Source organism: Gottfriedia solisilvae (genome assembly GCF_002128405.1).
GTDB lineage: Bacteria > Bacillota > Bacilli > Bacillales > Bacillaceae_G > Gottfriedia > Gottfriedia solisilvae.
Map to the genome: position 1 here is coordinate 1 of NZ_NETJ01000001.1, position 14785 is coordinate 14785.

Consider the following 14785-nt stretch of genomic DNA (forward strand, 5'->3'; position numbering starts at 1 on the left):
TATGCTTGTCGGGGCAGAGCGAGTCGCTTCCACTTTTCAAATGTCTAGTTTCAGCGACTTGCCCCTCGAGTCATAAGTCAAATCTCATGAAAGTTAAAAAGCAACTTTCACTGATCTTCATCTTATGCTTGTCGGGGCAGAGCGAGTCGCTTCCACTTTTCAAATGTCTAGTTTCGGCTCCTAGCTCCTCGAGGTCATAAGCCAAGGACCATTAAAGGTAAAAAGCACCTTTATTGCTCCTTGTCTTATGCTTGTCGGAGCTGACCAGTCGCCTCCACATTTCAAATGTCTAGTTCCAGCGACTTGCCCCTCGAGTCATAAGTCAAATCTCATGAAAGTTAAAAAGCAACTTTCACTGATCTTCGTCTTATGCTTGTCGGGGCAGAGCGAGTCGCTTCCACTTTTCAAAATAGGCTATTCCCTTTTTTTATTTGATTGGAAAATGACAGACAATTATTGTGCTTTTGCATAGTATACAGTAAAAACGTATGAGCCACGACGGATGTAGAAGGAGGTTAAAGAGGATGACAAAGAAAAAACAACCTAAATATAACGTAGATGATATTGTCGTGATAACGTTATATGGGACTGTCGGTAAGATTACAAATATCAAACTGATGGACGGCATATTTGTTTACGAAGTGAATAATCATGATGGTTTGTATGTTGAAAATACTCTTCAGCTTCTGAATGAATATGATGGCAAAAAACTTGAAAAAGAGTGGATTGAGGTAAATTATTCATTTTCTTTTGGGGATTTAGTTCAGGTGAATGGATATGAAAAAGAGATTTTTCGTATTGTTGGTTATCGTACAGAGGTTTGGCGTTATAAAAATGATGCTTGGGAAGACACAATTTATGAACTTGCCCGTATAACAGATGGTGAATGGTTAGAGGCAGATGAGACTGATTTAACCTTAATTGCGACAGCACAAACTGCTAATACAATTCTAAAAAAACTTAGAAATGATAAAAATGGCATTACAAAATTAGACTTAGAAAAGCTTCGTTCAATGAATGATTTTAATAAAAATAGAAATAAGACGACGAAATTAGAAATTATAGATGGGCTATTAGATATATATAATGATTATGCTGTTCTATATTCTATTTTTCAAGATGAAGAATATAAAATCGTGATGGATCTTGTTTTAAAAAATTTAAATAAATTTTCAGAAAAGAAAACAAATTGAGAGAGGATATTCTACAATAATTGTAGAATTATATGAATCATAAAAGGTATGCCTAACCCTATTAAAATGAAAAAGATAACAGAAGTAAATTTTTCTACAGTTGCTTCAAATAATTCTTCATTAAACATTAGTTCTTTCATTTTTAAGCTTGAGTTTGATTGCTTGTCCACTTTTAACATTGAAATCATTCTCCTTTAACATGTTTTATTTGAATATATGCTTGTCTTTGTTGTATTATGCTAAAGGTTACATATTAATAATTTAAGTGCTTGGAAAGGTTTTTTTCATATTTTCTCATTTTGAACATATTAACTAGTAAGGGGTGATGCTAGTGAAAGAAATTGAAGTAGTGATTGATACGGAAGAAATTGCAGAATTTTTCTATCAACAGCTCATTCAGCGAGGATATGTGCCTGAAGAAGAGGAAATTGAAGAATTGGCCGATATTACTTTTGAATACTTATTGGAAAAATGTATGATTGATGAAATTGACGAAGAAGATGAATAGTCATGAAAGTGGCGACGGGTGCTCTCGTCGTTTTTCTCTATGTATTCAATAGTACAAGCGGGTGACCTATCTATTTTTAAGTCGGGGGAGTTTATGAAAAAAAATAATTGGATAACCGTTTTTACTGCAATTTTGTTATTTGTTTTGTTAGGATTGATTTATAAAACAAGTATGGTCAAAACAATCGACGATGCATTTTTTGACTTTTTTGTTTCGGTGCGTTCAGATGCCCTAGATTCATTTTGTTTATTTTTAAGAGACTTTGGTTCTTCTAAAATGTATCTAAGTTTTGCTGTAGTTTTATTAATTTTTTCTATTATTCGTAAACGTATTTGGACAGGGATTTACTTATTAATCACTTTGCTTACTGCTAGATTAGTAGTTCAAATCGTCAAAGGTATCTATGAACGACCACGACCAGCAGCAATGTATTATGTAGAAGACGGATTTAGTTTTCCAAGTGGTCATGCTGTAATGGCAACAAGCTTTTTTTTAACATTAAGTTTCATCTTGATCATCTTAGATACTAATTTATTAAAACAAAGAAAAATCATTCAAGTAACTGCTTTAGCCATTATTTTATTAATTTCATTTAGTAGAATTTATTTACATGTTCACCATTTTTCGGATATTGTCGCTGGATGGTTAGTCGGCTATGTATGGTATAGCATTTGTAAAAATGTATTTATCTTTTTACATGAACGTAAACAAATTTAAATTTTAAACACCTTATTTGTTATATAGTTTATCTATATTCCAACTAGGGTGTTTTTTTAATTGATTATACAAAACATAAATTTTATAAAGATCTTTTATGGATAACATCCAAAAGGACAATATCCTTGTTGTAAAAATAATGTATATCTAATCGTCGCGTCAGTTGCTTTATCAAACTCTCTAGAACGATATCCAAATGTTATGACGACATGCACTTCATAAGGTGATTTGATTCGAGCGTATGTATCAACTGTCGTTCTAAAGAACATGGCCTTCTTGGTCGGAAAATCCATAATCTGTACCACTTAAAACAGAATTTGCTTTGTAAATTTTATATGGGTATGTTTTAAAGACTCGAGTAATCGTTCTACCGCCTGTTATTTTTTCTGGAAATCTAACAACATCTTCTATCATGTTTAGCATATTACACCACCTCAAGTGATGTATATGCATCTATTCAAGTCCAAATTGCCTATAATCATGTAAAAAAACCTGCACTTACGATAAGAGCAGGTTTTTTAGGTAATTTCTATTCCTATTTTACTGAATTACTCGAATTTCGTTAAAAATTCTTCAACTTGTTCTGGCGTTTTAGCATTGGCACTATGTAAGTGACCAATTTTTTCTCCATTTTGATAAACAAGTAAGCTAGGAATTCCCATAACTTGTTGTTCACTAGCGATTTCTGGGAACTCATCTCGATCCATCGTATACCATTCAAACGATGGATGCTCTTCAATTACTTCTCCAACAAACGCATCAAGACGTGAACAATCTGGGCACCATGTAGCATAGAATTTTACGACTACTGGTTTTTCACTACTAATAACTTCCTCATATTTTTTTACATCAATAATTTTTTCCATAAAGGCCTCCCTAGAGTCTAATAATTATATTTTGAATGATATCTTATAGTATTTCAATTATTTTGACCACTATAATCCATTTTTTAAACTTCAAATGAAAAAAGCATACAAACGTTCGTATGTTGATGTAAAATAGAGTAAACTAGAAGTTCAAATGAGGTGTAAAAAATGAAATTTATTCATACAGCGGATTGGCACCTTGGAAAAATTGTTCATGGTGTTCATATGACAGAAGATCAACGTTATATTTTAAAAGAATTTATTAATATCATTGAAGAAGAAAATCCAGATGCAGTAATCATTGCTGGCGATTTATATGATAAGAGTATATCTCCAACTGAAGCCATTGAATTATTAAACGAAGTATTACATCAAATTGTTATAGAATTAAACACACCAATACTAGCTATTGCTGGGAATCATGATAGTGCAGAAAGAGTTGAATTTGGAAGCAGTTTTATGGAAAAAGAAGGCCTTCATATTGTAGGGAAATTTCAAACCCCTTTTAAGAAGGTCATAATGAACGATGAATTTGGAGAAGTTCATTTTTATTTAATTCCTTATGTAGAACCAAGTATTGTAGGTTATGTATTACAAAATGATGATATCCACTCACATGATGATGCGATGAAAGCAATCATTAATAAAATTAGAGATGAAGAATTAGATTCTTCAGCAAGAAATGTTTTTGTCGGACATGCATTTGTCACGAATAATGGACAGCCATCTGATGAAGAAACTGAAGGCGAACGTACTTTAGCAATTGGTGGTGCTGAATACGTATCTCACCATAATTTCCAACATTTCAATTACACAGCATTGGGTCACTTACATCGTGCGCATTATGTTGGAAATCAATCTATTCGATATTCAGGATCTCCTTTAAAGTACTCTCTTTCTGAGGAAAACCATAAAAAAGGATGTTTAATTGTTGAGTTAGATGCTGAAGGTGAAGTATCTGTAACCAAAAGAGACTTTAATCCTAAGCGTGATTTGAGAACTGTTGAAGGAACGATTGAAGAAATAAGGAAGCATCCAATCAATGAAGATTATGTTTTCGTAAAATTGACCGATGAGCATATGGTGGTACAACCGATGGAACAAATCCGAACGGTTTACCCAAATGCTATGCATGTCAGTAGAAAAAGAATTAATGCTGAGAGCACGATAGAAAGTAAAAAATACGTTGAAAAACAATCAAAAAATCAACTTGAGCTATATCAATCATTTTATAAAGAAATGACAAATGATGAATTAAGTGAAGAAAATGAAGAATTTATGAAAGAAATACTACATGATATTTTTGTAAAGGGAGAATTAGAATGAGACCATTAGAAGTTATTTTACATGCATTTGGTCCATACAAGGACAAAATCCATGTAGATTTTAATCAATTAAATGAAAAAGGGTTATTTGCGATAACTGGTCCGACCGGAGCAGGTAAAACTACAATCTTTGATGGTATTTGTTTTGCACTATATGGTGAAGCGAGTGGCGAAAACCGAAACGACCAAACTTTATTACGAAGCCATTTTGCAGATGATGAAGTATATACAAGTGTTGACTTAACATTTGAACTGAAAGGAAAGCACTACAATATCTTTAGGCAAAAAGGTCATCAAAAGAAACAAAATAAAGGTATTACAGGTGACAAAATAGAGTTTTATAAAATCGAAAATAGTGAAAAAGTTCCATACTGTCAAGAATTTAATAAAACTACGATTGTTAATAAAAAGGTTGAGGAATTACTGGGGATTAATGCAGATCAATTTAAACAAATTGTTCTACTCCCTCAAGGTGAATTTCGGAAATTATTAGTTTCTGATACGAAGGAAAAAGAAGAGATTTTACGTAAAATCTTTAAAACAGAATTATTCGATAAAGTGAAAGATACAATTGGAATTGCAAGATCTAAAATGGAATCAAATTTTAGAAATCTAAAGCAAAAAATTGTCATTAAATTAGAAACGATAGAAGATTTGCTATTAGATAAAGGTATTAATATTACTGAGGATGCTCAAATAAACATTCATATCGTTAATGAAATTTTAGGTGAACATATTTCAACAATTGACGAAGAAATAAAGCAACTTGAAGAGAAAGAAAAAATACAAAAAGCTCAAAAAGAAGTTCTCCAACAAAAATTATATGCCGCTGAAACGCATAACAAAAACATTTACAGATTGCAAGAGTTAAATGAATTGATCACATTATTAAATGATCAACAAGAAGGAATTAAACAAAAGAAATCAAAATTATCAATGGCTACTAGAGCAGAAAAGGTACTGCCACAAAAGAATGAACTTGCCAAGCTGAACGATTTGATTGTACAAGCTAAAGAAAAATTACAAAAAGAACATCATTCGTTAACCGAAATCCTTCAATTAATCGAAACGATTTCATTAAAAGTTGATACACTTCCTGAAAAAAATAAAGAGTTATCAAATTTTGAACATCGTTATAGTCAATTATTAGAACTGAAAGATAGTATAGTGAACTATCAAAAACTTGAAGAGATTTATGTAATGAAAACCAAACAGTTAAAGCAACTTGAATTAGATGGACAAAAACTTCGAGATCAAATAACGAAAGAAAATGAAGAGCTTTATCAATTAAAAAATGAGTTTATTAAATTTGAAGGTATATATGAACAGTGGAATCAAATCACTCTATTGAAACAGCAAGTACATCAAAAAGGTGGCTTCGCAAAAAGAATTGTCTTTGCAAAAAACGATTTAGATGGAAAGTTAAAAGATTATGACGTTAATGATGCCATTTTAAAAGAACATGTAAATAAATTAAATAGTTTAGAAATGAACATGTTACAACAAAGAGCAGCATATTTAGCAAAGGATTTAAAAGATCAAGAAGAATGTCCAGTTTGTGGAAGTACCCACCACCCTTCAATTGCAAAATTTGCAGGCGATGTAAATGAACATGAAGTTGAGGTATTAAAAGCTAAAGTAACTACATTACAAAACCAATTAGCAACAAAACATGGTGAAATTAAAAATTTAGAAAATACAATCCAACTTGATCAACAATCGTTTATCGAGGAATATGGATTTTTTGAATTTTCAAATGAAGGTCTACGTTTATTAGCTAATGAATTTAAAGAGATTGATGCGAACTTATCAAGTATTTCAGAACGAAAAGAATCCTTTGAAAAAATTCAAAAAGCTTTAAAAGAAAAAGAGCAATTTATAGAAAGTTTAACAATAAAGGCAACTGAATTAGGTAATGTAGTATCAGAGTGCTCAACAAAAATCAATGAACTAAAAGTTGAAAAAGTTCAAATTGAGACGATGTTACCTGAAACGACTAGAACTTATGAAGCATGGAATCAAGATGTACAAAAATACGAAAAAAATATACAGGTACTTCAATCAGAAATACTAGAAATTGAAGGAAGTTACAAACGACTTTCAGAACAAAAAACAATTAAAGAAACAACTTGTTCTCATCTTGAACATGAAATAAATCGCCTAACTTCTGAAATCAAAATTTCACAAAATTCCTATAAAGAAAAATTGAGTGAGTATCAGTTTAGTCATGAAGAAGAGTTTTTGATTGCCATTGAATTAATTCAGTTTATTGATGAATATCAAAATGACATTTCAAAGTATGAAGAAAATAGCCAGAGATTAATAACTGAAAGAGACATTCTCGAAAAACAAGTGCAATCAAAAGAAAAAATCGATGAGAATGAATTAAGGCAATCGTTGCAAGTAATCGCCCAACAAGCCGATCATATTTTAAATGATATCATTCGAATTCAAGAATTATCTAAACGATTATCACAATTACGTATAGACTTACAAACATATCAGGAAGAGTACGTGAAAACAGAAAAGAAATTGGCTGGATTAAATGATCTTTATAAAGTTACTAAAGGTGATAATGAAAAAATGATTTCATTTGAACGTTATGTACTTTTAGACTACTTTGAGCAAATTATTGAGTCTGCCAATGTACGCTTGGATCATCTGTCAAATGGACAATTCCAATTACAAAGAAAAGATTCAGTTGAAAAAGGAAGAAAACAAAGTGGATTAGGACTAGAAGTGTATGATTCATATACTGGTCTTGCAAGAGATGTTAAAACCTTATCAGGGGGCGAACAGTTTAATGCTTCACTTTGTTTAGCACTTGGTATGGCGGATATTATCCAGGCTCATAAAGGTGGCGTTTCAATTGATACGTTGTTTATTGACGAAGGTTTCGGTTCATTGGACGATGAGTTACTTGCAAAAGCAATTGACACACTCATCCAACTCCAAAAGTCTGGTCGATTAATTGGTGTTATTTCACACGTTCAAGATGTAAAAGACGCAATGCCAGCGGTTATTGAAGTTCATAAGACAAATCATGGATACTCTGAAATATCTATTGTCGTTAAATGAGTTTAATATGAGTTGGGTTGTCCGAATAAGCGGATTTTTCACTTTTAATGAGATAAGTAACGAATATTATATTTTTTCGTTCATTAAAGGACCTTGTTAATTCAAAAAAGAATTAACAAGGTTTTTTTTGTGGTAAGGCATTTCTTTATAGTCTAACAGCTTATAAAACATGGTGTAATTTGGACACTCTTGCTTAAATATGATGCAACTTAAGTCTAAGTTGACTGAATCGAGCAAGGAGTCAACATTTTCATATAATATCAGTTTAACAACATCTTAATATCATTCTCCTCAACAGTAATCAACATATCACTACAACAACACATGATGACGCATCACTATTGACACACCGTTCGATATTCCCCCGAATTTTAATTTTAAATTCAAAAATCTAAAATATTTTTCCTGTTAATAACTTGAAATTCGATTTTATTATTGTTTTATTGACGATTTTTTTAACGAAAATTTTCAATATATAAGTCTATCTAACTATCTTTAATCACCCAATTTACAGTGAATTATGGTGTATGTACAATTCAATTAGTATTTATTTACTCAGAATGGTTAGTAAAATGACATTTTATTAAATTACTAATCTCATAAAAGTAGTGAAATAAATATAAAACTTAATCAAATAAAAAAGGAGCAATGTTAATGACCAAGAGTAAACTGAAGGCATTTAAAGTGATGACTACTGCAGCTGTAACATCCTTACTTCTTTCAACATTCACAGTTTTTGCGGAAACGAAGGATACTTTAACCGAATCATTAAATACAGACGATGTAGCAGTACAAACTTTCATTAAGCAAGCGAGTGAAAAAAGTTGGTTAAAGAATCAAAAGACTGAAAAAACGCAGTCGGATGTAGACCAAGCCCACAAGCCAGTTGATACTCAATATGCTCCAAATGATATGGTCCGAGTGATTGTGGAAATGACAGGAGAACCTGTACCCATAGCCAAAGGAAATGCAACTGAAAAGAAAAAATTAAAGCAAGATCAGCAATCATTGATAAAAGACTTTAAAGAAACGAAAAAGTGGAAAGTGAAAGAACGGCATCACTTTGTGACAGGTATTAATGGTTTCAGTATGGATACAGAGTTCAAACATATCAAAGAAATTGAAAAATTACCTGAAGTGGCGCGTGTTAAAATTGCACAAACCTATCAACAAACGATGAGTTCTAGCCAATCCATGGTACAAGCAAAAAAAGTATGGGAAGAATTAGGCTATCATGGTGAAGGAATGCTAGTTGCAGTTGTCGACACGGGAGTAGATTATCGCCATCAAGATTTAACGATGTCTGACAATGGAAAAAAGAAAGCCAAATGGACTTCTTCAACTATAGAAGCAAAATTAGCCGAAACAGCAGTAAATGATCGCTGGTATACAGATAAAGTACCAGCTGGTTACGATTGGGCTGACCGAGATCAGGATGTTCTCCCATATGCTTCATCACATGGAATGCATGTTGCAGGAACAATTGGAGCCAATGGGACAGATGAAGTAGATGGAGTAAAAGGAATTGCACCTGATGTTCAGATCTTAGCTGAAAAAGTTTTTTCTGATGTTAATTGGGAGGGGGCATATGCAGACGATATTATAGCCGGAATCAATCATGCTATTGAAATGAATGCTGATGTCATTAACTTAAGCTTAGGGACTGACGGTGCGTTTGTGGATGAAGAAGCTCCGATTCAAAAGGCAGTTCGTACTGCTACAGAGCAAGGGGTATTAGTGGTAGCAGCAGGTGGGAACGCATTCTACAGTACCAAAAGTGGTTCCTCCCAATATAATCATTCCCCCTTTGCTCAAAATCCTGATATTGGAGTAGTAGGAGCACCTGGTTCTAGTCCATATGCTTTCCAAGTAGCTTCTTATGAAAATGATCAAGTTCATATGGACACTCTTGCTCTTTCAGATGGGAAATCACTTATTTACCAACGTCATCCAGGTCTTCATTTGGCAGATGTTTTTGCTCAAGAGGAAGAGATTGAGTTAGTTTATGTAGGTTATGGTCGATATGAGGATTTCGAAGGAAAAGATGTAACAGGCAAAATCGTGGTTGCCGAACCAGAATATGATGGTAGTGAATCCTCCATACAAGTGAATGCTTACTATAGGGGAGCAAAAGGAGTGATTGTGGTTCCTTTAGCGGAAAAAGGAGATTATGCTAGATTACAATTTTATCCTTTTGCCATCCCAGCAGCTACTATACAGATCGGCGAAGGCAATTCTTTGATTCAGCGATTGAAAAATGGTGAAAAGATTACGGTTCGCGCGGGTAAGGGAACGAGAATTGATAATAAAAACAAAGGGACAATGTCTGGATTCTCATCGTATGGAGCACCGCATACTCTTGATTTTAAGCCTGAAATCACCGCACCTGGTGGTAAGATTTATTCTACTGTTTATGATAACAATTATGATACATATAGCGGAACTTCGATGGCTTCACCACATGTTGCAGGTGCAGGAGCTTTGGTACTACAGTCACTCTATGAAAAAGGCGTCACCAAAGGTTCACATGCGGTCTATCAAGCGAAAACAGCTTTGATGAATACAGCTCAAATCGTAATGGATCCTTCAACAGACGGGAAAATTCCATATTCGCCACGTAAACAAGGCGCAGGGATGATGCAGATAGCTAATGCACTGCAAACACCTGTTTTAGTAAAAGATAAGTTTGCTAAACCAGAAAATGCAGCTGCAGTGGAGTTAAAAGAGATTAAGCAAGATAAAATGAAATTTAGCCTTGAGATTGAAGCGTTAGCTGGAAAATCTTCTCCTGACGAGATGATCTATGATGTGTATTTAGATCTTTTAACAGATGATACAAAACAACAAGAAGTAGATATAAATCGTGATGGGGAAAACGATAAGACGATGGAAGTATTAAAGCTAAACAGTAAGCGGATCGAAGGAGCAACAGCGAAGATTAACGGAAAAGATTTTAGCCATACAAAACCTGCCACCTTTACAGTGAAAAAAGGTCATCTGCAAGATTTAGCGGTGGATATTAAACTACCAGATGGATTGAAGAAAAATATTTTTGTTGAGGGATTTGTTCGCTTTGTTCCGAAAAATGGTAAACAAGCTTCGATTCCGTCTTTATCAATTCCATATATGGGATTTTATGGTGACTGGGATCAACCTCAGAACTTAGATGCACCGATGTGGAACCAAAATGCATTTTTACAAGAAACAGCTCTATTTACGGACTATGGTGATAACTGGCTTGGTAATCCAGAGAAACCACTTGGTTTTGATTATGTGACTAAATCATTCATAGAAGAAAGAATGGCCAACTCACCATATGCAGCGAATCAAGGTGTTTACTCAATTTTTACTGCTTTGCGCAATGTAAAACGGGTAAACATGTACATTGAAGATGCATCAGGGAATCGAGTTCGTGAACTTGGAGATTACAGCGAATTTACTGAAACAGGAGAACCATGGAAATTTCGTAAAAATGTAATGTCTAACAGCGAGTTTTATTATGGTGGTTATACATGGGATTTGAAATCAGAAGATGGAAAAGTGGTTCCAGACGGAAAGTATCAATATATTATTGAGAGCACATTAGATTATGAAGGAGCTAGGCCGCAAAAGATTAAGTACCCGATTAATATAGATTCTATTGCTCCAAAAACAGAAAATATTCAAGTAAACAAAACACTAGAAAATAAGTATCAGATTAGTTGGGACATGTCGGATAATACAGGGGGAAGCGGCTTAACAAAATCTTATGTTTGGATCGATGACAATTATGAAGCTATTTCTGCAACACAAACGTCACTAACCGTTAATGCCGAACCGAAAAGTGTAATCATAATGGCAATTGACTGGGCTGGCAATGTCAGTTATGAATTTTACGGTGACCGCTCTAATGTAAAAGAGGAATTATTCCTATCAGTATTGGATGTTTGGCAAAGACCGATATCGTCACAAGAACCAGGATATATTTTAGGAGTAGGAATTAAAAAATTAAACTGGACCTTTACAATCCAAGATCCTCAAGGAAAAGTAATCGAAACCTGGTCAGAAAAAAATACAGAGTCTGTATTAAAAGAATGGACTCCTTCTCCTGATTTACCTAGCGGTAATTATAAAGTAACCTGTGAAATGGAAGATGAAACGGGTCTAAAGATCAATGCTACTCCACGTTATTTGAATGTGGTACAACAACCTTAAATACAAAACCATAAGATAAACCTCAATCCTTTATGAAGATTAAAGGATTGAGGTTTTTTATTATTCGAATCTGGGAAATTGGCCGCACTTTAGAGGCTCTAAATCTATTCTTTTTAAGAATACGGAACAATTGTTTTTTAATAAAAGTACATGTAAGAGTGTTCTTTTTATTTTGGTGAAATTTATCGGTAAATTTTTGCTTTAAAATATTTTAAATATTCTAATTGTATTTATTGTTATAATTTATTATAATACAAGACATAACAAATAAAGTTTTTTCGGAAAGGGTATGAAAATATGAATTATTGAACTTTTAAGTATCTACCAGTAAACCCATTTAAAAGCTTGGCCAAGAAAAACGAAAAACTTTTAACTTAACTTCATAACAATTCTTCGATCCTTACAATACGGCAACCAATTTTGAAATTTATATTAGATTATACGAGATTACTAGTCTTGTAATTTAAATTGGGAGGAACTCAATATGAGTAAAGGCACGCTCACACGAAAGCTGGGTTTTTGGTCTGCTTTAGCTATTGCTGTTGGAACAACTGTAGGTTCAGGTATTTTTGTCTCGTCTGGAGATGTTGCAAAAGCTTCCGGAACACCTTCAATCGCTATTTTAGCTTGGATCATCGGTGGAATTATTGCAATTCCTCAAGTTATGGTATTAGCTGAATTATCGACAGCTTATCCTGAAAACGGAAGTGGTTACGTGTATTTGAATAAAGCGGGTTGGAGACCGTTAGCTTTCCTTTATGGTTGGGCGGCATTTTGGGCCCTGGATCCACCTTCAATTGCCATTATGGCTTTAGCGATTGTTTCTTATGTTTCTACCTTTTTTCCATTTTTCTCTGGAATGGCAGGTAAATTATTAGGAATAGCTATTATTCTCATCATTACTTCTATTCATTATCGAAGTGTAAAGGTAGCGGGTATTTTTCAAGTAATCATCACTGCGATTAAAATCATTCCTTTTTTAATTGTTATTTTTTTAGGATTTATGTACATGAATACTGGAAACTATTTTTATACGCCAACAACTGGAGAAGTGGAAACAAGTTTAATCGGTGGCGTGTCTGCGACTACTTGGGCTTACACAGGAATGGCGGCTATATGTTTTATGGCTGGAGAATTTAAAAATCCAGGTAAAGTTCTACCTCGCGCTTTAATTAGTTCTGTATTCATTGTCATGATTTTGTATACACTTCTTGCTGTTTGTATTATTGGCTTAATGCCTTTTGAAAATTTAATGAGCACAAACGCAGCTGTCTCAGAGGCAATTAAGTATATCCCTGGTTTATCTGATATTGCATCGTCATTTGTAGCTGTAACAGCAATCATAGTTATTTTAGGATCATTAAGCTCTTGCATTATGTTTCAGCCTCGATTGGAATATGCAATGGCAAAGGACGGGCTATTTTTTAAACGTTTTGCTCAGGTTCATCCAAAATATGAAACGCCAAACTTTTCAATCATCGTTCAAGTACTATATGCCTGTATTCTTGTGTGTTCTAGTAATTTAACTGCATTACTCGGATATTTCACACTTACTCAATTAATGATTAATATTATGGATTTTGTAGCGGTATACAAATGCCGTAAGAGAGAAGATTATAAACCAATTTATCGTATGCCGGTTTGGAGAGTTACGACAATATTGGCTATTCTTGGCGCATCATGGCTTGCTTGGGGAACTTTTACTTGGGCACCTATACAAGGTATGATCGCGGCATTTATTGTCATCGCAACAGGTCTACCAGTCTATTTTTACTGGGAAAAAAAATATGGAGTAAATGTTAAAAATCATAAGGATCATACGATAAACGATTCAATTTAAGGAGGAAAAGCTTATGTTAAAATTTGATGAAGAGTTATTTGTAAAGGTGGTAGAAAAAGAAGGTCTATCATTTCAAAGCCAAATAGAAGAAATTGTTGATCACATTTGTCATAAAGGTTACAGTAATATTTTCTTGATTGGTGCCGGCGGAACAATCGCTATGATGTATCCTTATGAATACATATTAAAATCGCAGTCTACTATTCATGTTCATGCGGAAATTGCTGCAGAATTTATCGTAATGAACCATCAACATTTAAGTGAAGATTCTGTTTGTATTTTTACATCAGTATCTGGAACAACTGAAGATACGATTGCGGCTGTTGAGTATTGTCGTAAAAAGGGTGCTACTACGATTGCTTTAGTAGCTGAGCCAAATACTCCATTAACAAAAATGGTGGATTTTTGCATCACAACAGGTTCAGAGAAACATTCTTTTGATACATTCTTCATGCTTCTCTATATGTTTGTTTTTCGCTTTATGTATAACAATAATGAGTTTCCTCAATATGAACAATTTACGAAAGAAGTATCTTTGCTCCCGCAAGCGATTCTAAGCGCAGTTAAGTCATTCGATCAAAAAGCAGAGGAGTTTGCAATCAAATATAAAGACACAGAATACCATATGATGGTTGGTTCAGGAAACTTATGGGGAAACACTTATTCATATGCGATGTGTATATTAGAAGAAATGCAATGGATCCATGCAAAGTCAATTCATGCCGCCGAGTTTTTCCATGGAACGCTTGAACTAGTTGTGGAAGATACCAGTGTAATTTTATTAAAAGGAGAAGATGAAACAAGGCCATTAGTAGATCGAGTAGAGAGATTTGCTGAAAAAATTACAAACAACTTAACGATTATAGATACAAAGGACTTTACTCTTGATGGGATTAGTGAAGAATTTAGAAAACATTTTGCCGTGAGTATCAACTGGGCGGTTTTGAGCCGAATAAGTGTTTATCTTGAGCGGGAAAGAAATCATCCATTAGAGCTAAGAAGATATTATCGTAAAGTTGAATATTAATAGATGACAAAACTGGCAACTACGTAAACTTAAAAAG

The 14785-nt window shown here is 33.6% G+C and carries 12 protein-coding genes; 8 read left to right on the forward strand and 4 right to left on the reverse strand.

The annotated features are described in order from the left end of the window. The first annotated feature begins 524 nt into the window (after positions 1 to 524). Complete coding sequence (gene yodN / locus CAB05_RS00005) at positions 525 to 1193, forward strand: germination protein YodN (protein ID WP_087997713.1); 669 nt, start codon at positions 525 to 527, stop codon at positions 1191 to 1193. An 11-nt stretch (positions 1194 to 1204) separates the two neighbouring features. On the opposite strand, the gene CAB05_RS21930 is transcribed toward yodN, so the two are convergent. After that, complete coding sequence (locus tag CAB05_RS21930) at positions 1205 to 1372, reverse strand: hypothetical protein (protein WP_158093123.1); 168 nt, start codon at positions 1370 to 1372, stop codon at positions 1205 to 1207. A gap of 152 nt (positions 1373 to 1524) precedes the next feature. On the opposite strand from CAB05_RS21930, the gene CAB05_RS00010 reads away from it, so the two are divergent. Both CAB05_RS00010 and CAB05_RS00015 read left to right on the forward strand, forming a co-directional pair. Then, positions 1525 to 1701, forward strand: coding sequence for a YozD family protein (locus CAB05_RS00010; RefSeq protein WP_087997714.1), 177 nt, complete (start codon positions 1525 to 1527; stop codon positions 1699 to 1701). A gap of 93 nt (positions 1702 to 1794) precedes the next feature. Next, positions 1795 to 2418: a phosphatase PAP2 family protein gene (locus tag CAB05_RS00015; protein WP_158093124.1), complete on the forward strand. Its 624-nt coding sequence runs from the start codon at positions 1795 to 1797 to the stop codon at positions 2416 to 2418. Positions 2419 to 2513: 95 nt separating this feature from the next. On the opposite strand, the gene CAB05_RS21935 is transcribed toward CAB05_RS00015, so the two are convergent. From CAB05_RS21935 to CAB05_RS00020, 3 genes are all read right to left on the reverse strand, one after another. Then, entirely contained in the window at positions 2514 to 2711 is a 198-nt protein-coding gene (locus tag CAB05_RS21935) for a hypothetical protein (RefSeq protein WP_158093125.1), read from the reverse strand. Next, entirely contained in the window at positions 2677 to 2841 is a 165-nt protein-coding gene (locus CAB05_RS21940; protein WP_158093126.1) for a hypothetical protein, read from the reverse strand. Before CAB05_RS21940 ends, CAB05_RS21935 begins: the two co-directional genes overlap by 35 nt. Before the next feature lie 125 nt (positions 2842 to 2966). After that, positions 2967 to 3284 (reverse strand): thioredoxin family protein, encoded by a 318-nt coding sequence (locus CAB05_RS00020; protein ID WP_087997716.1) that lies wholly within the window; start codon positions 3282 to 3284, stop codon positions 2967 to 2969. A 168-nt stretch (positions 3285 to 3452) separates the two neighbouring features. On the opposite strand from CAB05_RS00020, the gene CAB05_RS00025 reads away from it, so the two are divergent. The 5 genes from CAB05_RS00025 to CAB05_RS00045 all read left to right on the forward strand — a co-directional run bounded on the left by CAB05_RS00025 (position 3453) and on the right by CAB05_RS00045 (position 14748). Beyond that, on the forward strand, positions 3453 to 4610 hold the full coding sequence (locus tag CAB05_RS00025; RefSeq protein ID WP_087997717.1) for an exonuclease SbcCD subunit D: 1158 nt from the start codon (positions 3453 to 3455) through the stop codon (positions 4608 to 4610). Continuing rightward, positions 4607 to 7687, forward strand: a complete 3081-nt coding sequence (locus CAB05_RS00030) for an AAA family ATPase (RefSeq protein WP_087997718.1) — start codon at positions 4607 to 4609, stop codon at positions 7685 to 7687. The genes CAB05_RS00025 and CAB05_RS00030 overlap by 4 nt, the downstream gene beginning before the upstream one ends. A 654-nt stretch (positions 7688 to 8341) precedes the next feature. Further along, positions 8342 to 11881 carry a S8 family serine peptidase gene (locus CAB05_RS00035; protein ID WP_158093127.1) on the forward strand — a complete coding sequence of 1180 codons (3540 nt, stop codon included), beginning with the start codon at positions 8342 to 8344 and terminating at the stop codon, positions 11879 to 11881. 484 nt (positions 11882 to 12365) lie between these two features. Next, entirely contained in the window at positions 12366 to 13721 is a 1356-nt protein-coding gene (locus CAB05_RS00040; RefSeq protein ID WP_087997720.1) for an amino acid permease, read from the forward strand. A gap of 13 nt (positions 13722 to 13734) precedes the next feature. Beyond that, complete coding sequence (locus CAB05_RS00045; RefSeq protein WP_087997721.1) at positions 13735 to 14748, forward strand: SIS domain-containing protein; 1014 nt, start codon at positions 13735 to 13737, stop codon at positions 14746 to 14748. Positions 14749 to 14785 lie beyond the last annotated feature (37 nt).

Bases quoted from the DNA above. Each gene is read 5' to 3' on its own strand.
- CAB05_RS21935 (WP_158093125.1), bottom strand. From the start codon at position 2,711: ATGGATTTTCCGACCAAGAAGGCCATGTTCTTTAGAACGACAGTTGAT.
- CAB05_RS21940 (WP_158093126.1), bottom strand. From the start codon at position 2,841: ATGCTAAACATGATAGAAGATGTTGTTAGATTTCCAGAAAAAATAACA.
- CAB05_RS21930 (WP_158093123.1), bottom strand. From the start codon at position 1,372: ATGTTAAAAGTGGACAAGCAATCAAACTCAAGCTTAAAAATGAAAGAA.
- yodN (WP_087997713.1), top strand. From the start codon at position 525: ATGACAAAGAAAAAACAACCTAAATATAACGTAGATGATATTGTCGTG.
- CAB05_RS00025 (WP_087997717.1), top strand. From the start codon at position 3,453: ATGAAATTTATTCATACAGCGGATTGGCACCTTGGAAAAATTGTTCAT.
- CAB05_RS00015 (WP_158093124.1), top strand. From the start codon at position 1,795: ATGAAAAAAAATAATTGGATAACCGTTTTTACTGCAATTTTGTTATTT.
- CAB05_RS00035 (WP_158093127.1), top strand. From the start codon at position 8,342: ATGACCAAGAGTAAACTGAAGGCATTTAAAGTGATGACTACTGCAGCT.
- CAB05_RS00030 (WP_087997718.1), top strand. From the start codon at position 4,607: ATGAGACCATTAGAAGTTATTTTACATGCATTTGGTCCATACAAGGAC.
- CAB05_RS00040 (WP_087997720.1), top strand. From the start codon at position 12,366: ATGAGTAAAGGCACGCTCACACGAAAGCTGGGTTTTTGGTCTGCTTTA.
- CAB05_RS00020 (WP_087997716.1), bottom strand. From the start codon at position 3,284: ATGGAAAAAATTATTGATGTAAAAAAATATGAGGAAGTTATTAGTAGT.
- CAB05_RS00045 (WP_087997721.1), top strand. From the start codon at position 13,735: ATGTTAAAATTTGATGAAGAGTTATTTGTAAAGGTGGTAGAAAAAGAA.